The sequence below is a fragment of the Tardiphaga sp. 619_E2_N8_4 genome (genome assembly GCF_051810905.1).
GTDB classification, from domain to species: Bacteria; Pseudomonadota; Alphaproteobacteria; order Rhizobiales; family Xanthobacteraceae; genus Tardiphaga; species Tardiphaga robiniae.
Window position 1 is genome coordinate 2,758,781 of record NZ_JBPWQJ010000001.1, and the last position, 20,943, is coordinate 2,779,723.

Here is a 20,943-nt window from a genome sequence, read left to right on the forward strand (position 1 = left end):
CAGCGGTATCAGGGCAGGTTGACGTTGAATTCATAGGCGCGGTCGCTGCCGACCAGCGTCAGTTTCACCGCGGCGCCATCGGTCGTGGCGCCGGGCGGCACGCCGTCGAGTTCGAAGCTGAAGCGCTTCACGCCCGGCGGGCTCTTGGCCTCGAGTTTGGGGATTGGCAGCGCCCATTCCGGCGTCGGGCCCTCGACGAACAGGTTGGGTTCGCTGCCTTCGGGCGCCACGACGTCAACGAACACATTCTTGCCCTCGCGCTTGAGGTCGCGCACCGTCAGCGGACTGGTGTCGCCCATGGTCGCGGGCTTCGGCACGGTATCGAGCGCCGCGGTCAGCGCGCCGTCTTCAGTGCTGGCCACGCTGGTAAAAGCGAGTTCGGCATTGGCGTCGACCGGGATGCAGAGCTTGTCGCAGACCGCGTAATTGATCGCCGCACGGAGAATCACCGGCTTGCCGGGGTCCTTGGCGATCACCCGCATCGGCAGCACCACCTGTTTCACATAGCCCAGCGATAGGCCACCGGCCCCATCCTCGAATTTTTTCGGCGCCGGCCACAGGATGGTGACGGTATCCAGGTTCTCCGATTTGGAGAAATCGAAGCGGGGCGGTACCCCGGAATCACCGGGATTCCGCCAATAGGTGTGCCAGCCGGGCTGCAGCTGGATCGCGATGCCTCCCAGCATTACCGGCCCGCTACGCGAGCCTGCCACAAGCCTGATCTGCGAATGACTGTCTATCTGCCAAGGTGAGGTGTCCTCCGCCTGCGCGCTGCAGGTGAGGAGCAGGCCCGCGGCGCAGACAGCGACAATGTGGTGCGGAACAGATGCGGTCATCGGGCGTCCTTACAGGGTGGGCCTGTCATAAAGCCAAACCTGTCTTAAGCTATTGAACTGCTTGTGATCCGGTTTTCGTATGCGTTGCGGAAGGCTGATTGACAGAACCCAGACCCAATATCAGGATAGGCAACGAAATGAGAGCGGTTTGCTGATGGAACCCACTCGCAAGCGCCCCCGGAAAAGCCGCGCGAAATCCAGCGCCGGTGACACTGGCAACTACCTCGACGGGCAGTTGCTGATCGCCATGCCTGTGATGGAAGACGAGCGCTTCGCCCGTTCGGTGATTTACGTCTGCGCGCATTCGTCGGAAGGTGCCATGGGCATCATCGTCAATCGGCCTGCGGGGAGCATCGATTTTCCCGAATTGCTGGTTCAACTGGACATCATTGAAAAGTCCGACAGCATCAAGCTCCCGGAAAGCGCCGAAAGCATGAAAGTGCTGAAGGGCGGTCCGGTCGAGACCGGCCGAGGTTTCGTGCTGCATTCCAGCGATTTCTTCATCAAGGACGCGACATTGCCGATCGATGATGGCGTCTGCCTCACCGCGACCGTGGATATCCTGCGCGCCATCGCCAATGGCGGTGGACCCAAGCACGCGATTCTCGCGCTGGGCTATGCCGGCTGGGCGCCGGGCCAGTTGGAAGACGAAATCCAGGGCAACGGCTGGCTGCATTGCGCAGCTGATGAGGATCTCATCTTCGGCGGTGATGTTGAGGAGAAGTATCTTCGCGCGCTGCAGAAGATCGGGATCGCCCCGGGGATGTTGTCGGCCGAGGCCGGCCACGCGTGAGCGCTAGCGCGACTCGCAGCAAGCCTAACGCGGCTCACCTTAGCTCGCTGCTTCCAATCGTTCTTCTGTCAGCATGCGCATCGCCGCATCCGCATCCATCGGCTCGCCGAAGGCAAAGCCCTGGGCGTATTCGCAGCCGAGCTGATACATCTCCACCGCATCCGAATCTGTCTCGACGCCTTCAGCGACGACGTCCATGCCGAGATCGTGGGCCATCGCGATGATGGATTTGAGGATTACCGGGCGGGTGCCGCGCGAGGTGGTGCGGACGAAGGATTGGTCGATCTTCAACGTGTCGAACGGGAAGCGCTGCAGATAGGATAGCGACGAGTGGCCGGTGCCGAAATCGTCGAGCGAAAGACCCGTACCGAGTTCGCGGATCCGGTGCAGCATCTGCGCTGCATGTTCCGGATTTTCCATCACCAGCGATTCCGTGAGTTCGAGCTTCAGTGTGCCGCGCGCGACGGACGAGCGTGACAGCACGGTGCGGATGTCATGCAGGAGGTCGTGGCGCAGCAGTTGCCGCGAGGAGACGTTGACGCTGGCGAAGATCGGTTCGCGCGAGCGCATCGCGCGCTGCCAGATCGCGAGCTGGCGTGCGGTCTGATCCATCACGAACATGCCGAGATCGATGATCAGGCCGATCTCCTCGGCGACCGCGATGAATTCCGACGGCGACATCCGGCCGAGCTTCGGATGATCCCAACGCGCCAGCGCCTCGAAGCCGGCGATGGAGCGATCTTCCAGCCGCACGATGGGCTGATACAGGATGGTGATTTCCTGGCGCTCGATGGCGCGGCGCAGTTCGGATTCGAGCGTCAGACGATCCGTTTTGCGGGCGCGCATTGCCGGCTTGTAGACGTCGATACGGTCGCCACCGATCCGCTTCGAATGATACATCGCGAGCTCGGCGTCCTTGATGAGCTCGTCGGTCAGGGGCACAGCTGGATCAGAAAGCGCCAGGCCGATCGAGGCCGTGAGGAAGATCTCGCGATCGTTGAAGGCAATCGGGGCGCGGATGGTCTTGCGGATGGTTTCGGCGAAGGCGGTGATCTTGGCCGCGTCCTGTTCGGACATCAGGATCAGGCCGAACTGATCGCCGGCGAGGCGGGCCAGGGTGTCCTGCGGCTTGAGGATGCGGGTGAGGCGGCGGGCCAGCGTCAGAAGGATCGAGTCGCCGACGGCGATGCCAACGGAATCGTTGACCTGTTTGAAGCGGTCGAGATCGATCACCATGATGGTCGGCCGCATGGTCGGCACAGTCTTGGAGAAATTCGCGACGGCGTTGAGGCGGTCGATGAACAGCTTGCGGTTCGGCAGACCGGTGAGATTGTCGTGCACCGAGTCGTGCAGCATGCGTTCTTCGGCGTTCTTGATCTCGGTGACGTCGGTGAGGGTGCCGACCACGCGTGACACTTCGCCGTCGGAGCCAACCACCGGGCGTGCTTTCAGCGCGAACCACATGAAGTGACCGTCGGGGGTGCGCAGGCGGAAGTCCTGCACGAGGCGGCCGCGACGCTGGTCGAGCACGCTGTCCAGCGCCGCCCGGAAGCGATCCTGATCGAGCGGGTGGAGCACTTCGAGCCAGCTTGCGGCAGGGCCTTCCAGTGTGCCGCGCTTGAGGCCAAGCAGCGCTTCGGTCTCGGGCGAGGTGAACACTTTGTCGGCGGAGACGTCCCAGTCCCAGATCAGATCGCCGGAGCCGGTCAGCGCCAGCGCACGGCGCTCGACGTCCGAGACGATGCCGTTGGTGGCGCCGCCGCCTGCGAAAGCATGCTGCATCACCGTGAAACCGATCAGCATCACGATCAGTACGAGGCCGCCGAGCAGCGCCGGGCCGACGATGTCATTGGTGACGCTGCCGGCGACGGTCATGCCCGCGGCAACGACCCAGACCACGAGCAGGAACCAGGTCGGGATCAGCAACACCGCGCGGTCGAAGCCATGGGTGGAGAGATAGACGATCAGCGCGAAGCCGGCGAAGGCGATGAGCACCAGCGAGATGCGCGCGATACCTGAGGCGACGGCAGGATCGAACAGCGCCAGACCTACGAGAGAGCCAAGGAAAGCCAGCCAGCCTAGCGTGATGTGCGAGTAGCGGACATGCCATCGACTGAGATTGAGATAAGCAAACAGGAACACCAGCAGCGTCGCCGCCAGGATCGCTTCTCCCGAGGCGCGCCAGACGCGCTCGGCGCCTTGGGACATGTCGAGCACCTTGCCCCAGAAGCCGAAGTCGACACCGATATAGACCAGCACAGCCCAGGCCAGCGCCGCGGCGGCCGGGAACATGATGCTGCCCTTCACGACGAACAGGATCGTCAGCACCAGTGCCAGTAGGCCGGAGATGCCGATGACGATGCCTTGGTACAGTGTGAAGGAGTTGACCTTGTCCTTGTAGGCTTCCGGCTCCCACAGATAGAGCTGTGGCAGCTTGTTGGTGCGCAGTTCGGCGACGAAGGTGATGACGGCACCGGGATCGAGGGTGACGCGGAATATATCTGCGGTGGCGCTATCCTGACGTTCCGGACGGTCGCCGGTCGACGGCGTGATCGTCGCAATGCGCGAGAGGCCAAGATCGGGCCACAAGAGGCCGGACGACACGATGCGATAATGCGGCGCGACGATCAAACGATCGAGCTGATCGTCGGTGTTGTTGGCGAGCGCGAACACCACCCAGTTCTGACCGGCTTCGCGGCCACGCACCTCGATGCGGCGAACGATGCCGTCGGTGCCGGGTGCGGTGGAGACCTGGATGCGGTCGGTGTCGCTATGCTGATATTCGAGGATGCCAGTGAGATCGATCGCAGGCGCGTCACCGCGGACGCTGACAGCGTCAACAGCCTGTGCCGGTGCTGCGGCAACAACAATCATCAGGCCGAGCGCGAGCGGCGCGAGCCACCTGATCAAACGCAATGTCATTCTCCGCGATCAACAAAACATCGACCCTGCGTCACGCAGAAGCAGGGCCATTTCCCGACGCGCGATAAATGACATGAAAGCGAGATAAATCAAAGGGTTTCCGGCTGTTCTCCAGCCCTAAACGACCAACACAATTTTGCCAATATGTGCGCTGGTTTCCATGCGTTTGTGCGCGTCCGCAGCCTTTTCCAGCGGGAAAGTGCTGTCCATCAGGGGCTTAACCTTGCCAGACTTGAGCAGCGGCAGGACATTGGCCTCGATTGCCCTGACCATGGCGGCCTTGTCGGCATTGGTGCGGGGGCGCAGAGTCGAGCCGGTATAGTGCAGCCGCTTCACCATGATCTTGGCGGCGTTGATGGTGGCCTTCGGGCCGTTCAGCACCGCAATCTGCACGATGCGGCCATCGACTGCGGCGGCATCGAAGTTTTTCTCCACATAATCCGCGCCCACCATGTCGAGGATCAGCTCGACGCCGGTCTTGGTGATTTCCTTGACGCGTTCGACGAAGTCCTCGGTCTTGTAGTTGATGGCGTGATCGGCGCCGAGCTTGAGGCAGGCATCGACCTTGTCTTGGGAGCCGACGGTGACGATCACCTTGGAACCTAGCGCCTTGGCGAGCTGGATCGCCATGGTGCCGATGCCCGAGGAGCCGCCATGGATCAGCACGGTCTCGCCGGGCTGCAATCCGCCACGCTCAAACACGTTATGCCAGACGGTCATCAGGGTTTCGGCGGTGGCGCCGGCCTCGGTCATCGAGAAGCCTTCGGGGACCGTCATCGCCTGCGCATCCTGTGCGATGCAATATTGCGCGTAGCCGCCGCCGGCGACCAGCGACATCACCTTGTCGCCGAGCTTGTGTTTGGTGGCGCCTTCGCCGAGGGCGACGACTTCACCGGAGATTTCGAGGCCGGGCAGATCGCTGGCGCCAGGCGGTGGCGGATAGGCGCCGGAGCGTTGCGCGACGTCCGGACGGTTCACACCGGCGGCCGCGACCTTGACCAGGATTTCGCTGGGACCGGGCTTCGGAACGGGGCGCGTCTCGGGAATCAGCACCTCGGGGCCACCCGGTTTGCTGATACCAACGACGGTCATTTGCGTGGGCAGCTTTTCCATGATTTGTCCTTGCGGCGTACGGGATGTCGGTTGGCCATCTGATTAAACAGCCGGATCAATGCTGGCAACATCCGGTGCATATTCGAATTTGAGACGGGGAGGGCCCCAAATGGCGATCGACGACGACGACAAACCGAAGAAGAAGGTCAGCCATGAGGTCGGGCAGGACCTCTCGCTGCTATCGGTCGAGGAACTCGCCGAGCGGATCGCGCTGCTCAATGGCGAGATCGCGCGGCTGCAATCGAGCATGACCTTGAAGCGCGCGACGCGCGATGCGGCGGATCGCTTTTTCAAATCGTGACGGGCTATTGAATGGCGCTCTCCCGGCTCTCTGCCGTCATTGCGAGGTGAAGGAAAGCTGTCCTGCAGCTTTCCTCTTAGCGAAGCAACGCGGCAATCCAGAAGCCATACGCGAAGAAAACTGGATTGCTTCGCTCTGCTCGCAATGGCGGACGAGAGGCCTGTGCAATACCGCCGACGCTTCCTCAGTCGCGATCCCGACATTGTCTCATTCCGATACAGTTTGCGAGGCGTCGCATGGCAAACGGATCGTGAAGAAAGCCCGCGTATTTACGCGCAATTAAGCTTTCTCGCATATTACTTAAATTGTCCTTGTTTGGACACCGAGTGGCTCCTGTCCACTCTGTTTGACGCCTCCCTGTTATCAACTTTAAAGCCGCCGGAAACGGCGGCTCTTTTTTTGGTACTCATGTCTTCTTTTGGGGCGTCCGCGATCGTTAAATCGCGTTGGAAACCATAAATACTTCTTTAATTTTACGCCGCTGGACTCTCACGCACGCACGCGTAATGATTTGTTCATCATAAGCCCGCCGTTCAGAGCTGGCTGCGAAACCATTTGCGTGAGGCGTTAACTATGTCGGATCGTTTGCACAGCGAACCCGCTCTCGTTCAGTTTAGCGAGCGGCTGACCAATTCTGCTGCCTTCGGCGCCTTGTTTCGCGAGGGGATGGATCTGGTCGAAGAGACCGCGGCCTATCTCGACGGCGTCGGCCGTAGCGAGGCCAAGGCACTGGATCGCTCCGTCAGCCTGACTTACGCCACCGAAAGCATGCGCCTCACCACCCGCCTCATGCAGCTTGCCTCATGGTTGCTGCTGCACCGTGCGGTGAAGGAAGGCGAGATGACGTTGACCCAGGCCAATCGTGAAAAGACCAAGGTCAAGCTCAGCGCCGCCGATCCGAGTCCGGAAGAAATGCTGCTCAAGCTGCCCGAGCAGCTGCAGATCCTGATCACGCGTTCGATGGTGCTGCAGACCAAGGTTCGTCGCCTCGACATCTCGATCCATGCCTTGACCACCACGCATGCGCCGATCGGCAATCCGCTGGTGCCGCAGCTCAATCGCCTGAAGGCTGCGTTCGAACGCTAATCGCGCGTCCCTCACATTCCTGAACGCTGTTCCTCGCTCGCCGCTCATGCGCTAAACATGAGCTAGGCGCAGCGGGGGCATTTGCGATGGCAGACGATATCAGGGCATTGACCGGGGTGCGCGGCGTCGCAGCCGCTGTCATCGTCGTGTATCATTTCGGTGACGTGCAGCTCGCAACCGGTGGCACCGGCTCATTCTTCCGCATTCCCTACGGCTATTTGCTCGTCGACCTGTTCTTCATGCTGTCAGGCTATGTGATGGCGCTGACCTATCGCGACGCGTTCCTTCATCTCACCGGCAAGGCCTTTGCGCATTTCATGCTGAAGCGGGTCGCGCGGCTGTACCCGGCCTATTTCATTATCGGACTGTTCTATGTGGCCAAGATCGCGGCCGGTCTGTCCGGCGAGAAGCTGGAGATGTATTCAGCCTGGGACTGGACCGGCAACCTGCTGATGATGACCGGCTGGGGTCTCTACATTTTCCCGATCATCGGCGTGGCCTGGGCGGCGAGCGCCGAGATGGGCTCCTATCTGCTGCTGCCGATCCTGATGGCCTTTACCCAGCGTTGGAGCAAATGGATCGCGGGATTTGCGGTGATCGCGGCGCTGCTCGGCATCTATGCGGTGAGCGTCAGTGGCCGCGGGTCGGGCGGACCGCTCGATGTGGTCAACGGCAATTCGCTTTATCCGCTGCTGCGCGCGGTGGCGGGTTTCACGCTGGGCCTTGCGATCTTCCGCTTTGGTGGCCTCGTCGATTGCCTGTCGGCAACCGTGCAGGATGGTCTGGTCGTCGCGCTTCCGCTCGCCATCATCGCCGTCGGTTTGGCCGATGCGAGCGATCGCTTGATGTATCTGCTGTACATCCCGCTGGTCGCGGTGCTCTCGCGTGATGGCCGGATAGCGCAACTGCTGTTCGGCAACGCGCTGGTCTACCGGCTCGGCATCATCTCGTACTCGATCTATCTGATCCATCCGCTGTTCGTCAGTTTCGCTATCAGGACCTGGCGGCATTTAGGCCAGACTGAGGTTGTCTATATCGCTGCATCGCTGGTCTGTTTCGCCATCATCTGGGCGCTGGCGGAAGTGAGCTATCGCTTCGTCGAAATGCCCGGCCGCAACTGGGTCACGCAGCGATTCATCCCGCGGAGAAGCGACGCGCCGGTGAAGGCGTAGGCATCGGGGCTATCAAGTCGGTAATGCGGCGCGATGCCGCAGACGGCGGCGATCCATTCTTTCAGATATTACTGCCAGGCTGCCCGGAAATGTGAGCGATGACGCCGCAGGCATAGCGTCATTTATCGCAAAGCCTTGCCTGAATAGGGTTTCTCGCCAGAGAGCTACACTTCTGATGCCGAGCCAATGCGAGTTTGGAGGAGGCGTCGCGCCAGCTATCTTCGCATTGTTGCGGTGACTCCATGTCGCACGGGAGCAATCGCAACGATGTGGCATTGAAGCGCGGCCACACCGAAATTCCGCGCCGATCCAAGTAGGAATCTGATGTCTTTGTCTCCCCGTCTGTTCGGTCTCATTAGTGTGTTGGCTTGTCCGGCGGTTGCGGTTGCGGCTGATCCGGTGGTGATGCTGCCATCGGTGCCCTTCGTGCCCTCGGCCTCCGGTGGCTGGACCGTGACCGTCGGGATCGGCGGCGAGATGCAGCCATCTTACGAAGGCGCCGGGAGTTCTGAACTTGCGCCAAAGCCGATCATCTCGATTCGCCGTGCCGGCACGCCGGCCCGCTTCAAGAGCATGCGCGACAATGCAAGCTTCGCCCTGATCGACGTGGGCGGCTTTCGCGCCGGTCCCGTCGGCAACTATAAAGCAGCGCGCAAGGCCGCCGATCACAGCGAGCTGCGCGGTTTGAGGGACGTCGATTTCGCGGTCGAACTCGGTGGTTTCGCCGAATACTACGCCTTCGACTGGCTGCGCCTACGCTCCGAACTGCGCCGCGGTCTCGGTGGCCACGAAGGCATCGTCGCGGATTTCTCGGCTGACGTGATTGTGCCGATCAACGAGCGGATGACCTTTGCTGCCGGCCCACGCTACCGGGTGACGGATGCGAAGTATGCGGAGACTTACTTCAGCGTCAACAATATCGAGGCACTGGCCTCGGGCCTGCCGGTTTACGACGCCAAGGGCGGTTCGAGTTCGGTCGGTGCGGGCGCGCAATTGCGCTACAAGCTCGATCCGCAATGGGAAGTGCGCGGCTATGTCGAATATGACAAGCTGCTCGGCAGCATCGCCGACAGTCCGCTGGTGAAATTCCGTGGGTCGACCAATCAGGTCACCTACGGCGTCGGCGTGGCCTATTCGTTCGACGTCGGCGTGCGCTAGCACGACGTGCGATAGCACGGCGCGCCTGCGCAGCGTGGGCAAACACCGCGCTTGCTGGCTTGCGCTTCTAGCGCTCCCCGATCAGATAGTACGACAACATCGTATCCAGCTCCTGTTCCAGCTCGCCATTGGCGAAGGCATCCGGACGGAATGCGATCGCCGCATCGAGTGCCGAGCCGACCATTCTCGGAATGAAGAAACTTCCGGCTTCGCGATTGAAGCCAGGGCGTAGCTCGTCGGCATGGTTGTCAAACATGCCACGCAAGAGGCCTTGCCGCTGCGGAAAGGGGTCGAATGGCCACTGAACAGGGGGACGGCCGGAGGCGGTCTCCATCAAGACCTTCAGCAGCGGCAGCACGCGGGCATGCTGGCTGATCGCGGTGTTCAGACCGGAGCGGACGAATCCACGCAGATCCAGCCCTTCGAATCCTGAAATGGTCTGCCAGATATTTTCTGACATTTGGGCTTCCGTCCGGCCATGGAGGGCCCCGAACAGCGCGTCCCGGTTTGGAAAATACTGATAGAGCGATCCGATGCTGACCCCGGCGCGCTCCGCAATCCGGTTCGTGGTGGCCCGGTCGTATCCTTCATCGACGAGCACGAGGGCAGCGGCGTCCAGGAGGATGCCCACGGTCGCAACGGAGCGCGCCTGACGCGGCTTCTTGCGGTGGTGCCCGGTATTGGTCGGCATGGTCTCGTTGCGCCCCCGCGCAAGATGATGTGGCGCACCTTATAGGGAGGGCAACGGAGGCGGTTTTAAGGTACCGCCATGGCCAATGTCGGCCAGCAACGAAAAACGCCCCTGCTGGCTGCAGAGGCGTTTTGAAAGGCAATCGGATAAGCCTGAAAGGCCGATCTTCCTTGTGAAGATCAATCTTCCTTCTTGAGGAAGCCCGAGAACTTCTTCTGGAAGCGCGACACGCGGCCACCGCGGTCGAGAAGCTGGGTGGTGCCACCGGTCCAGGCTGGGTGCGACCTCGGATCGATGTCGAGGTTCAGCTTGTCGCCTTCCTTGCCCCAGGTGGAACGGGTCTGATACTCCGTACCATCGGTCATAACGACCGTAATGTTATGATAATCCGGGTGAATTTCGGCTTTCATGACGGTTCCTTCGGCGCGCCGGCGCCTGAATCTCTGTGATTTCGATGGCGGATTTGGCCGCTCTATATCGCAGGAACGTGCGGGAGACAAGGACTCCCGTCGTGGATCATTGCCTCTGCAATTGACCTAGGTCATTTGCCTCGGGGCCCGCTCCGGCCTATCTCAGGGCAACGACAAGAACGGTTATAAATCATGAGTGCAGTCGAACGGCTTGAGATCCCCCGCGCGGCCAAGCCGACGCTTCCGCAGCCCGATCCGGTGCTTCCGGAGCCGTCGCTGGCGGATACCGTTGTGGAGCCCCAGGTACCACCCAGCCGAGCCAAATTGCGGCCGCTCCTGGCGTTGGCGCCCTATGTGGCGCGGTATCGCGGCCGGGCGCTGCTGGCGCTGGTTTCGTTGACCGTTGCGGCTGTGACCACCCTCGTCGTGCCTGTGGCGGCACGGCGGATGATCGACTTCGGCTTCAGCCCCGAAGGCATCGCGATGATCAACAACTATTTCAGCGTCATGATCGCTGTGGTGGTCGTGCTCGCGCTGGCCAGCGCGGCCCGTTACTACCTCGTCATGACTATCGGCGAGCGCATCGTCGCTGATCTGCGCCGCGACGTGTTCCAGCATCTCACCGCGCTGTCGCCGTCGTTCTTCGATACGTCACGCTCCGGCGAACTGGTGTCGCGGCTCACGGCCGATACTACGCAGATCAAGTCTGCGGTCGGCGCGTCCGTATCCATCGCGTTGCGCAACCTTGTGCTGTTTCTCGGCGCGGCAGCCATGATGGTCGTTTCTAGCCCCAAGCTCTCCGGCTTCGTGCTCGCGGCGATCCCGCTGATCGTGATCCCGCTGGTGGCCTTCGGGCGTTGGGTGCGGCGTCTGTCGCGCAACGCGCAGGATACGCTGGCGGAAGCCTCGGCCTATGCCGGCGAACTCGTCGGTTCGATCCGTACGGTGCAGGCCTATACCAATGAGCAGTTGGCGAATGCGCGCTTCGGCAAGGAGGTCGAGCAGGCCTATGACGCCGCACGTGGCTCGACCCGTGCGCGCGCTGTGCTGACCGCGGTCATCATCTTCATCGTGTTCTCCAGTGTCGTGGGCATTCTCTGGGTCGGCTCGCACGATGTTCTGACAGGCTCGTTGACGCCCGGCCGTCTCGGACAGTTCGTGCTCTATGCGGCCTTCGCGGCCTCCAGCCTCGGCCAGCTCAGCGAAGTCTGGGGCGAGATTTCGGCGGCGTCAGGCGCCGCCGAGCGCCTGTTCGAAATCCTCAACGTCAAATCCGCCGTGGTGGCCCCGGCATCGCCGCGGCCATTGCCGCAGCCCGCACGCGGCGACGTCGTGTTCGACAATGTCTCCTTTGCCTATCCGACCCGGCCGGACATCCTGTCGTCCGCTGGCGTGTCGCTGTCGGTGAAGGCTGGCGAAAAGGTCGCCATTGTCGGCCCGTCCGGCGCCGGCAAGAGCACGCTGTTTCATCTGCTGCTGCGCTTCTACGATCCCAAGGGCGGCGCCATCTCGGTCGATGGCGTGCCAATCCGTGATGCCGATCCGCGCGAGCTCCGCGAGCGTATCGCACTGGTGCCGCAAGACTCCGTCGTGTTCGCTACAACCGCCCGCGAGAACATCCGCTTCGGTCGTCCCGATGCGACGGATGCCGAAGTCGAGCATGCCGCATCGCTGGCGCATGCCACGGAATTCATTCGCCGCCTGCCTGATGGATTCGAGGCGCAGTTGGGCGAACGGGGCGTCACGCTCTCGGGCGGCCAGCGTCAGCGCATCGCCATCGCACGCGCCATCCTGCGCGATGCACCGCTGCTGCTGCTCGATGAAGCAACGTCTGCGCTGGATGCCGAATCCGAAACGCTGGTGCAGACCGCTCTGGAAGAGCTGATGAAGCACCGCACGACGCTGGTGATCGCCCACCGCCTCGCCACCGTGCTGTCCTGCGATCGCATCCTCGTCATGGATCATGGCCGCATCGTCGAGCAGGGCACGCACGCCTCACTGGTCGCGGCGAACGGGCTTTATGCACGATTGGCGCGGCTGCAGTTCGGGGTGTGAGTGTCGACGATAGGAGGCTTGCTACGGCTTCCATTCCATCAGGTCGACGGCACGGCCTGACGTGTTCACTTCATCGCCCGTTTTGACGAAGCCGTTACGCATATAGAATTTGATTGCGCGGATATTGTCGGCATTGACCTTCAGCGTCACGCCATTGGGTGATAGTCGTTTGGCGTCGTCGACCAGCGCGCGGCTGACATCGGATCCCCATTGAGCGGGGCTGACCACTAACTGATCGAGATAACCCGTGCCGTCGATAGTGACGAAGCCGACCAGCGCGCCGTCCTGCTCCGCAACCACGATCTGCGCTACGGGTACCAGTTCGGTGCGCCATCGGTTGCGCCACCAGTCGACGCGGGCGTCGAAATTAATCGACGGATAGGCCTGCCGCCATGTCTCCAGCCATAAGGTGATGGACGCATCTTCATCGCTCTCGCGATAGGGGCGCAGCTCGAATGCCTCAGGCATGCCCTCAGCGCTCGGTAAGCTTGAGTTCGATGCGGCGGTTGCGCTTGTACGCTTCTTCGGTTTGCGCCGTATCCAGCGGCTGGTTTTCGGCGAAGCCGGCGGCGACGAGACGCTGTGCGGGCACGCCGAGGGAGATCAGATATTGCACGACCGAGATCGCACGCGCCGATGACAGTTCCCAGTTCGATTTGAACAGCGGGCTGTTGAGGATCGGCCGCGAGTCGGTGTGGCCGTCGACGCGCATCACCCAGGCGATTTCGGCCGGGATTTGCTTGTCGAGTTCGATCAGGGCACTGGCGACCTTGTCCAGTTCGGCGCGGCCTTCGGGAAGCAAAGCCGCTTGGCCGACATCGAAGAATACTTCGGACTGGAACACGAAGCGATCGCCGACAACGCGAATGTCGGGGCGGTTGCCGAGAATGGCGCGCAGGCGTCCGAAGAATTCGGAACGATAGCGCGACAGCTCCTGAACGCGCTGCGCGAGTGCGACGTTGAGGCGCTGGCCAAGATCGACGATGCGGCCCTGCGATTCCTTGTCGCGTTTCTCGGACGCCTCCAGCGCTTCTTCGAGTGCCGCGAGCTGGCGGCGCAGCGCCGAGATTTGCTGGTTCAGCACCTCGACCTGCGCCAGCGCGCGGGCCGAAAGCTGCTTCTCGGAATCCAGCGCCTTGTTGAGCTCGGTGTTGCGGCCTGCGGCATCGGAGCCCGCACCGGCGAGGCCGTCATACAAGCCCTTGATCCGGTCGCGCTCGGATTCCGCAGCGGACAGCCCGGCGCGCATCTGAGATAGCTGCTCGTCGAGATTGAGTTTGCCGAGCTTCTCCAGCGACAGCAGATCGTTCAGCTGAGCCAGTTTGGCGGTGAGTTGCTCCAGCGCCTTGTCCTTGCCGGTGACTTCTTGCGACAGATAGAATTGCACGACGAGGAAGATCGACAGCAGGAAGACGATTGCGAGCACCAGCGTCGACAGCGCATCGACGAAGCCCGGCCAGTAATTGAATTCGGAAGAGCCGCGGCGATTGCGTGCCAATGCCATGGATCAGTTCTTCTCAGGTTGGCGAGCGATGTGTTCCAGCAGCTTCTTGATCTCGCGGCTCTGTTCGCCCTGGCCATCGGCCCATTCGCGGATCATCTCCTGCTCGCTGCGCATATGCGCGACGAGGCTCTGGATCGCATCGGCGAGATTGGCCATGGCGGTCGTGGTGCCACGGTTGTTGTTGCCGTCCTCGATGGAGCGACGCAGGCGCTCGATGGCATCCTGCAACTCGGCCGGGGTGCCAGATGAGGTAACGGGGGCTGTCTCGCCGGAATATTCCTTCACGGTGGAGGCGAGCCAGTCTTCCAGATCGGTATAGAACCGGTTCTGGGCCTGGCTGGATTGCAGGTCGAGGAAACCGAGGATCAGCGAGCCGGCGAGGCCGAACAGCGATGACGAGAACGAGATGCCCATGCCGGCGAGCGGCGCGGCGAGGCCTTCCTTCAGCGTATCGAACAGCGAGCCGGCATCGCCGCCGACCTTGAGGCCTTCGATCACCTTGCCGACGGAGCCAACGGTCTCGATCAGGCCCCAGAAGGTGCCGAGCAGCCCGAGAAATACGAGGAGGCCGGTCATATAGCGCGAGATGTCGCGGGATTCGTCGAGACGCGTCGCGATCGAATCGAGCAGATGCCGCATGGTCTGCTGCGAGATGGTCATACGGCCGGTACGCTCGCCGCCGAGGATCGCAGCCATCGGCGCCAGCAGGGTCGGGCGTCGGTCCAGCGCGAGGCCAGGATCGGAAATCCGAAAGCTGTTGACCCACGAGACTTCCGGGTAGAGCCGGATGACCTGCCGGAACGACAGGATAATGCCGATCGCCAATACCGCGCCGATCAGCGCGTTGAGCCCGGGATTGGCAAAGAAAGCGAGAACGATCTGCTTGTAGAGCACGGTCATGATCAGACCGCAGAGCACCAGAAACACCAGCATTCGGACCAGGAAGATCCGGGGCGATGAGAGCTTGGTCAGTTCGATTTCCATCGCGGAGCGGGAGGAGGAGCCAGGCGCCATGTGCTGATCATCTGCATGCGAGGAAAGGTTCGACGCGCAATATGGCACAGCCCCGCGACAAAAAAAGATCGGATACCGCCGGAATCAGTGATGTCACCGGGAACTTCCAGTTGAAACCCGGCGCGATCTGCCGCGTATTTAGAAAAGACCTTTTTGTTGAGCCGTTTGTGGAGAAGGAGTGGCGCTGGAGCGGCACGCGCTACGCACTCGTGGCGAATGACTGGCTCGACAATCGATCGCCATCGCGACGAGATCGAACGCATCCTACGTCCGGTCTATGGACGCAATACCGCATATGGATGCGGCGCTGGCGCTGGTTCTTTCTGCGACCACAGGCTTGTTTGTCTATGCGGATGGAAGCGAATGGGGCGTGAGCCACTATCGAATGGCCGCCGTTAATTAAGCGTGTGCCGGTTCCATCCGATTCACGTTCGCGTGAGCCTCAAAAGCCTTTGAGAGTTCAATACGATAGGCCGTGTGGCAATGCGCCGCCTCGATATGTATTGCGCCGCAGCACCGCGGTTTTTATTCTAAGCTATCAAAGAAGTTCGATAAATCCGGCTACGCGCATGAAGACCACAGCGGTCCGGCGTATCCGTTGATGCATGTTCGAATTCGCAACTTGGGATATCAAAGTAAATGACGATGTTGAACGCACGCTCTGCAGGCTTCGCGCTTCTGCTGGCGGGACTCGCGCCCGTGCTCGCAGGATGCAACGAACCCAAGGACGCGGTGGCGTCAGCGCCGCCGCAGGTGAGCGAGCCTGAAGTCAGCATCATTTCCGTCACGCAACAGCGACGTGCGCTGGTTCGCGAATTGCCCGGACGTATCGCGCCGACGCGCGTTGCCGATGTGCGTTCGCGTGTGTCTGGCATTATCATCGAGCGCGCGTTTCATCAGGGCACCGAGGTGAAGGCCGGTGACACGCTGTATCGCATCGATCCGAAGCCGTTCGAGGTGGAATTGCAGTCCGCAAAGGCGTCGCTTCACAAGGCGGAAGCTGCCTATGACCTCGCGTCGATGCAGGCCAAGCGCGTGTCGGGTCTTGCACTGCAGAAAGCAGTCTCCGAAGCCGAAGCCGAGAAAGCAGTCGGTGCGCAGCGTCAGGCTGAAGCCGAGATTGCATCCAAGAAAGCCGACGTCGCGCGTGCGCGCCTCAATCTGGACTATGCAACCATCCGTGCGCCGATCGACGGCATTGTCGGAGCCGCTCTGGTGACCGAAGGTGCGCTGCTTGCGCAGAACGACAATACGAATCTCGCCACCATTCAGCAGCTCGATCCGATCTATGCCGATTTCACGCAGTCGGTGTCCGAATTGAATAACTTGCGCCGCTCTTTCGAGACCGGCGATCTCGAGCGGATCGCGCCTGGCGCGGCCAAGGTGAGACTGATGCTTGACGACGGCACGCTCTATTCGCTGCCGGGCAAGCTGCTGTTCTCCGAAGCCAAGGTCGACACCTTCACGGGTCAGGTAACGCTGCGCGGCGAGTTTCCGAACCCGAAGCGTGAGCTGTTACCGGGCATGTATGTCCGCGTGCAGATCGAGCAGGGCATCGACACCGACGCCATTGCCGTTCCACAGCAGGCAGTGCAGCGCAATGGCGGCGGCGGCGCCGAAGTATTCGTCGTCAAGGATGACGGTCATGTTGCGGTCCAGATGGTACGAACAGGTGCCGTGCAGGATGGTCAGTGGTTCGTGACCGAAGGCCTGAAGGGCGGCGAGCGCGTCGTGGTCGAGGGCTTCCAGAAATTCGCTGCTGGCGACAAGGTCAAGGCGACCGCCTGGACTGACGCGAATGCCACTGCGGGCCTTCCGCCCGAGGGGCAGAAAACCACTCAAGCGCGTCCCTGAGTAAATCGACATGGCTAGTTTTTTCATCGACAGGCCGATTTTTGCCTGGGTCGTCGCGCTTTTCATTTGTCTTTTCGGCGCCATCGCGATTCCGCAACTGCCGATTGCGCAGTATCCGATCATCGCGCCGCCATCGATTTCGATCTCGACCAGCTATCCTGGTGCGTCGCCGGAGAATCTCTACAACAGTGTGACGCGGCTGATTGAAGAGGAGCTCAACGGCGCTGCGGGCATCCTGAACTTCGAATCGACGAGCGACTCGCTTGGCGCCGTCGAGATCATCGCGAACTTCCAGCCCGGCACCGATACCAGCCAGGCGTCGGTCGAAGTGCAGAACCGCCTGAAGCGCGTGGAAGCGCGTCTGCCGCGTGCCGTGATCCAGCAGGGCATCCTGGTCGAGGAAGCCTCTGCCGCGGTGCTGAACATCATCACGCTGCGCTCCACCGATAACAGCCTGGATGAAGTCGGCCTCGGCGACTTCATGATCCGTAACATCCTCGGTGAAATTCGTCGTATTCCGGGCGTCGGCCGTGCCTCGCTGTATTCCACCGAGCGCTCGCTGCGCGTCTGGGTCGATCCCGCCAAACTCGTTGGCTACAATCTGACTTCCGACGACGTGAACAAGGCCATCACGGCGCAGAACGCCCAGGTTGCCTCCGGCAGCGTCGGTGCCGAGCCGTCGACAGCGACCACCAAGACGTCGTCGCTGGTGCTCGTCAAAGGCCAGCTCTCCACGCCGGAAGAATTCGGCGCCATTGTGCTACGCGCCAATTCCGATGGCTCGACCGTGCGGCTCCGCGACGTCGCCCGTATCGAGATCGGCGGCCTCAGCTACCAATTTACCACGCGCCTGAACGGCCAGCCGACGGCCGGCCTGTCGGTGCTGATGTCCCCGAAGGGCAACGCGCTGGCGACGGCCTCGGCTATCGAAGCCAAGATGAAGGAGCTGTCGAACTTCTTCCCTGCCAACATCGCTTACGACATTCCGTACAACGTCACGCCGGTGGTCAAAGCATCGATTATGAAGGTGGTGATGACGCTGATCGAGGCGGTTGTCCTCGTCTTCATCGTGATGTTCATCTTCTTGCAGAATTTCCGCTACACGCTGATCCCGACCATCGTCGTGCCCATCGCGCTGCTCGGCACCTGCACGATGCTGTTGTTGGCCGGCTATTCGATCAACATGCTGACCATGTTCGGCATGGTGCTGGCTGTCGGCATCCTGGTCGACGATGCAATCGTCGTGGTCGAGAACGTCGAGCGGATCATGAGCGAGGAGGGACTTCCGCCGAAGGAAGCCACCAAGAAGGCGATGGGCCAGATCTCCGGCGCCATCATCGGTGTCACGCTGGTGATGATCGGCGTGTTCGTGCCGATGGCGTTCTTCCCCGGCTCAGTGGGCATCATCTACCGCCAGTTCTCGGTCACCATGGTCGCCTCGATCGCGTTCTCCGCGCTGCTGGCGCTGTCGCTGACGCCGGCGCTTTGCGCAACCTTCCTGAAGCCGATCAAGGAAGGACACGGCCATGCCAAGAAGGGCGTGTTCGGCTGGTTCAACCGCAAGCTCGACGCTACCCGCGACGGCTATTCGAGGACGGTGGGCTGGTCGATTCAGCGCACCGGACGCTTGCTGATCGTTTATGTCGCGCTGCTCGTCGGACTGACCTGGGGCTTCATGCGGATGCCGGGCGGCTTTCTGCCGATCGACGATCAGGGCTTCATCACCACTGACGTGCAGACGCCGTCGGACTCCTCGTTCGCTCGCACCGAAGGCGCCATCGAGAAGGTCGAGGCATATCTGAAAAAGCGTTCCGGTATCGAGAGCGTTGTGTTCCTCACCGGCTTCAGCTTCCTCGGCCAGGGCATGAACACCGCGCAGGCCTTCATTACCCTGAAGGACTGGGCGGAGCGCCCGCCGGGCGATTCCGCGGCGGCGCTTGTCAACGATATCAATCGGGAATTGTCGTCGATCCGCGACGCCAAGATCTCCGCTTTGCAACCGCCGCCGATCGATAACCTCGGCAACTCTTCAGGCTTCAGCTTCCGCCTCCAGGACCGCGGCCAGAAGGGGTTCGTCGCGCTTAATGCTGCATCTGACAAGCTGATTGCTGACGCCAATGCCAGCCCGGTGTTGCAGAAGGTGTTCGTCGAAGGCCTGCCGCCGGCGCCATTGGTCAATCTGATGATCGACCGCGAAAAGGCAGGCGCCTTCGGCGTCACCTTCGAGGATATCAACAGCACGATCTCGACCAATCTCGGCTCGAACTACATCAACGACTTCCCGAACCGCGGCCGTATGCAGCGCGTCGTGGTGCAGTCCGAGGCCGCCAACCGGATGAACGCGGCCGACATCCTGAACTACAATGTCAAGAACAGCCGCGGGCAGCTGGTGCCGTTCTCGTCCTTCGCCACTGTGGAATGGGCGAAGGGACCGACCCAGATCGCGGGCTTCAACTTCTATCCGGCAGTGCGAATTTCCGGCGAAGCACGGCCCGGCTTCACGTCCGGCGACGCCATCAAGGAGATGGAACGTCTGGCTGGCCTGTTGCCGCGCGGTTTCGGCTTTGAATGGACCGGCCAGTCGCTGCAGGAGAAGCTGTCCGGCTCGCAGGCGCCGTTCCTGCTCGCGCTTTCGGCGCTGGTGGTGTTCCTGGTGCTCGCAGCGCTTTATGAGAGCTGGACGATCCCGGTGGCCGTGCTGATGACGGTGCCGCTCGGCATCGTTGGCGCCGTGCTGGCGGCGAATTTGCGTGGCCTGCCGAACGACGTGTACTTTACGGTCGGTCTGATTACGATCATCGGTCTCGCGGCCAAGAATGCGATTCTGATTATCGAATTCGCCAAGGACCTGCGCGCGCAGGGCAAGTCACTGGTGGATGCCACGATGGAAGCCTGCTTCCTGCGCTTCCGCCCGATTGTGATGACCGGCCTCGCCTTCATCTGCGGCGTGTTGCCAATGGTCGTTGCATCGGGCGCCGGCGGTGCCAGCCAGCAGGCGCTTGGTACGTCGGTGACCGGCGGCATGATCGCGGTGGTGATCCTGGCGCTGCTGATGGTGCCGGTGTTCTTCGTGTCGGTGCAGCGGCTGTTCTCGCCGGACAAGGCGCCGAAGACGGAAGACGCAAAGCAGGACGCGCCGACCGCATCGCCGTCCGTGTCGCACAGCTAAGGCAATCAAACGAAAAGCCCGGATGGCGCAACGCCATCCGGGCTTTTCTATTCGAGCGATCAATCTTACTTTGTCAGCGGCCGCAGGATCTTCGTCAGAGCGTCGTGGATGAACTCGTTGCCGGCAACGACGTTGCCGGTCGTCAGCACATCACCACCATTGATATCGCCAACAGTACCGCCGGCTTCCTTGATCAGGATCAGGCCGGCAGCGATATCCCAAGGCTGCAGGTTGCGCTCCCAATAGCCATCGAGGCGACCGGCTGCGACGAAGGCCAGATCGAGCGAAGCCGCGCCGAAGCGGCGCAGGCCGGCGACCTTCGGCTGCAACGCGGCCATTTCGTTGCGTGACAGTTCGAAGTCGCCGCGGCCGATATGCGGCAGGCCGCAGGCGATGACGCATTCGTTGAGCTGCTTGCGGCCGGCGACGCGCAGGCGGGTGTCGTTGAGGAACGCGCCCGAGCCCTTCTCGGCCATATAGAGCTCGTCATTTGCCGGATTGTAGATCAGGCCGGCAATCACCTGACCTTCGCGCGCCAGACCGATCGAGACTGCGAATTGCGGGATGCCGTGCAGGAAGTTGGTGGTGCCATCGAGCGGATCGACGATCCAGGTATGGCTCTTGTCAGTACCCTCGCGGTTGCCGCCTTCCTCGCCGAGGAAGCCATAGCCCGGGCGGGCCTTGTTGAGGTCCGTATAGAGCATCTCCTCGGCCCGCTTGTCGGCGAGGCTGACGAAATTGGCGGGGCCCTTCATGGAGACCTGCAGGTTCTCGATCTCGCCGAGGTCGCGCTTCAGGCTGCGGCCGGCGCGGCGCGCGGCTTTCACCATCACGTTCATAAGGGCTGAATTGATCATGCGTTCGT

At 61.7% G+C, this 20,943-nt stretch carries 17 protein-coding genes and 1 pseudogene; 9 read left to right on the forward strand and 9 right to left on the reverse strand.

Going from position 1 to position 20,943, the window contains the following annotated elements:
- Positions 1-8 precede the first annotated feature (8 nt).
- Positions 9-836, reverse strand: coding sequence for a protein-disulfide reductase DsbD domain-containing protein (locus AB8A23_RS13180; RefSeq protein ID WP_439059515.1), 828 nt, complete (start codon positions 834-836; stop codon positions 9-11).
- A 154-nt stretch (positions 837-990) separates the two neighbouring features.
- Between AB8A23_RS13180 and AB8A23_RS13185 the strand changes: the two genes are divergently transcribed.
- Positions 991-1,629 carry a YqgE/AlgH family protein gene (locus AB8A23_RS13185; protein WP_068735119.1) on the forward strand — a complete coding sequence of 213 codons (639 nt, stop codon included), beginning with the start codon at positions 991-993 and terminating at the stop codon, positions 1,627-1,629.
- Between the two features lie 39 nt (positions 1,630-1,668).
- Here AB8A23_RS13185 and AB8A23_RS13190 read toward each other — a convergent pair whose 3' ends face one another.
- Both AB8A23_RS13190 and AB8A23_RS13195 read right to left on the reverse strand, forming a co-directional pair.
- Positions 1,669-4,545, reverse strand: a complete 2,877-nt coding sequence (locus tag AB8A23_RS13190) for an EAL domain-containing protein (protein WP_439059514.1) — start codon at positions 4,543-4,545, stop codon at positions 1,669-1,671.
- A gap of 123 nt (positions 4,546-4,668) precedes the next feature.
- Entirely contained in the window at positions 4,669-5,664 is a 996-nt protein-coding gene (locus AB8A23_RS13195) for an NAD(P)H-quinone oxidoreductase (protein ID WP_439059513.1), read from the reverse strand.
- Between the two features lie 109 nt (positions 5,665-5,773).
- Here AB8A23_RS13195 and AB8A23_RS13200 point away from each other — a divergent pair, with 109 nt between their 5' ends.
- The 4 genes from AB8A23_RS13200 to AB8A23_RS13215 all read left to right on the forward strand — a co-directional run bounded on the left by AB8A23_RS13200 (position 5,774) and on the right by AB8A23_RS13215 (position 9,381).
- Positions 5,774-5,965 (forward strand): DUF1192 domain-containing protein, encoded by a 192-nt coding sequence (locus tag AB8A23_RS13200; protein ID WP_089265408.1) that lies wholly within the window; start codon positions 5,774-5,776, stop codon positions 5,963-5,965.
- A gap of 573 nt (positions 5,966-6,538) precedes the next feature.
- Positions 6,539-7,051, forward strand: coding sequence for a protease adaptor protein RcdA (rcdA, locus tag AB8A23_RS13205; RefSeq protein WP_439059512.1), 513 nt, complete (start codon positions 6,539-6,541; stop codon positions 7,049-7,051).
- Between the two features lie 86 nt (positions 7,052-7,137).
- Positions 7,138-8,223: an acyltransferase family protein gene (locus AB8A23_RS13210; protein WP_439059511.1), complete on the forward strand. Its 1,086-nt coding sequence runs from the start codon at positions 7,138-7,140 to the stop codon at positions 8,221-8,223.
- Positions 8,224-8,547: 324 nt separating this feature from the next.
- Positions 8,548-9,381 (forward strand): MipA/OmpV family protein, encoded by an 834-nt coding sequence (locus AB8A23_RS13215; protein ID WP_439059510.1) that lies wholly within the window; start codon positions 8,548-8,550, stop codon positions 9,379-9,381.
- A 67-nt stretch (positions 9,382-9,448) separates the two neighbouring features.
- Here the strand turns inward: AB8A23_RS13215 and AB8A23_RS13220 are convergent, their stop codons facing one another.
- Both AB8A23_RS13220 and rpmE read right to left on the reverse strand, forming a co-directional pair.
- Positions 9,449-10,072 carry a TetR/AcrR family transcriptional regulator gene (locus tag AB8A23_RS13220; protein ID WP_439059509.1) on the reverse strand — a complete coding sequence of 208 codons (624 nt, stop codon included), beginning with the start codon at positions 10,070-10,072 and terminating at the stop codon, positions 9,449-9,451.
- 179 nt (positions 10,073-10,251) lie between these two features.
- Positions 10,252-10,482 carry a 50S ribosomal protein L31 gene (rpmE, locus tag AB8A23_RS13225; RefSeq protein WP_089265403.1) on the reverse strand — a complete coding sequence of 77 codons (231 nt, stop codon included), beginning with the start codon at positions 10,480-10,482 and terminating at the stop codon, positions 10,252-10,254.
- Positions 10,483-10,674: 192 nt separating this feature from the next.
- On the opposite strand from rpmE, the gene AB8A23_RS13230 reads away from it, so the two are divergent.
- Complete coding sequence (locus AB8A23_RS13230) at positions 10,675-12,537, forward strand: ABC transporter ATP-binding protein/permease (RefSeq protein ID WP_439059508.1); 1,863 nt, start codon at positions 10,675-10,677, stop codon at positions 12,535-12,537.
- A gap of 21 nt (positions 12,538-12,558) precedes the next feature.
- On the opposite strand, the gene AB8A23_RS13235 is transcribed toward AB8A23_RS13230, so the two are convergent.
- Genes AB8A23_RS13235 through AB8A23_RS13245 form a run of 3 tightly spaced genes read right to left on the reverse strand, consistent with a single transcriptional unit; the run spans position 12,559 to position 15,055 of the window.
- Positions 12,559-13,005: a GNAT family N-acetyltransferase gene (locus AB8A23_RS13235; protein WP_439059507.1), complete on the reverse strand. Its 447-nt coding sequence runs from the start codon at positions 13,003-13,005 to the stop codon at positions 12,559-12,561.
- A gap of 4 nt (positions 13,006-13,009) precedes the next feature.
- On the reverse strand, positions 13,010-14,041 hold the full coding sequence (locus AB8A23_RS13240) for a peptidoglycan -binding protein (protein WP_089265400.1): 1,032 nt from the start codon (positions 14,039-14,041) through the stop codon (positions 13,010-13,012).
- A 3-nt stretch (positions 14,042-14,044) separates the two neighbouring features.
- Positions 14,045-15,055: a flagellar motor protein MotA gene (locus tag AB8A23_RS13245; protein ID WP_089265399.1), complete on the reverse strand. Its 1,011-nt coding sequence runs from the start codon at positions 15,053-15,055 to the stop codon at positions 14,045-14,047.
- Between the two features lie 167 nt (positions 15,056-15,222).
- On the opposite strand from AB8A23_RS13245, the pseudogene AB8A23_RS13250 reads away from it, so the two are divergent.
- The 3 genes and pseudogenes from AB8A23_RS13250 to AB8A23_RS13260 all read left to right on the forward strand — a co-directional run.
- A pseudogene (locus tag AB8A23_RS13250) lies at positions 15,223-15,458 on the forward strand (SAM-dependent methyltransferase); the annotation flags it as partial.
- Positions 15,459-15,694: 236 nt separating this feature from the next.
- Positions 15,695-16,909 (forward strand): efflux RND transporter periplasmic adaptor subunit, encoded by a 1,215-nt coding sequence (locus tag AB8A23_RS13255; protein WP_089265398.1) that lies wholly within the window; start codon positions 15,695-15,697, stop codon positions 16,907-16,909.
- A gap of 10 nt (positions 16,910-16,919) precedes the next feature.
- Positions 16,920-20,078: a multidrug efflux RND transporter permease subunit gene (locus tag AB8A23_RS13260; RefSeq protein ID WP_439059506.1), complete on the forward strand. Its 3,159-nt coding sequence runs from the start codon at positions 16,920-16,922 to the stop codon at positions 20,076-20,078.
- Positions 20,079-20,143: 65 nt separating this feature from the next.
- Here the strand turns inward: AB8A23_RS13260 and AB8A23_RS13265 are convergent, their stop codons facing one another.
- Positions 20,144-20,935 (reverse strand): inositol monophosphatase family protein, encoded by a 792-nt coding sequence (locus AB8A23_RS13265; RefSeq protein WP_439059505.1) that lies wholly within the window; start codon positions 20,933-20,935, stop codon positions 20,144-20,146.
- Positions 20,936-20,943: the final 8 nt, after the last annotated feature.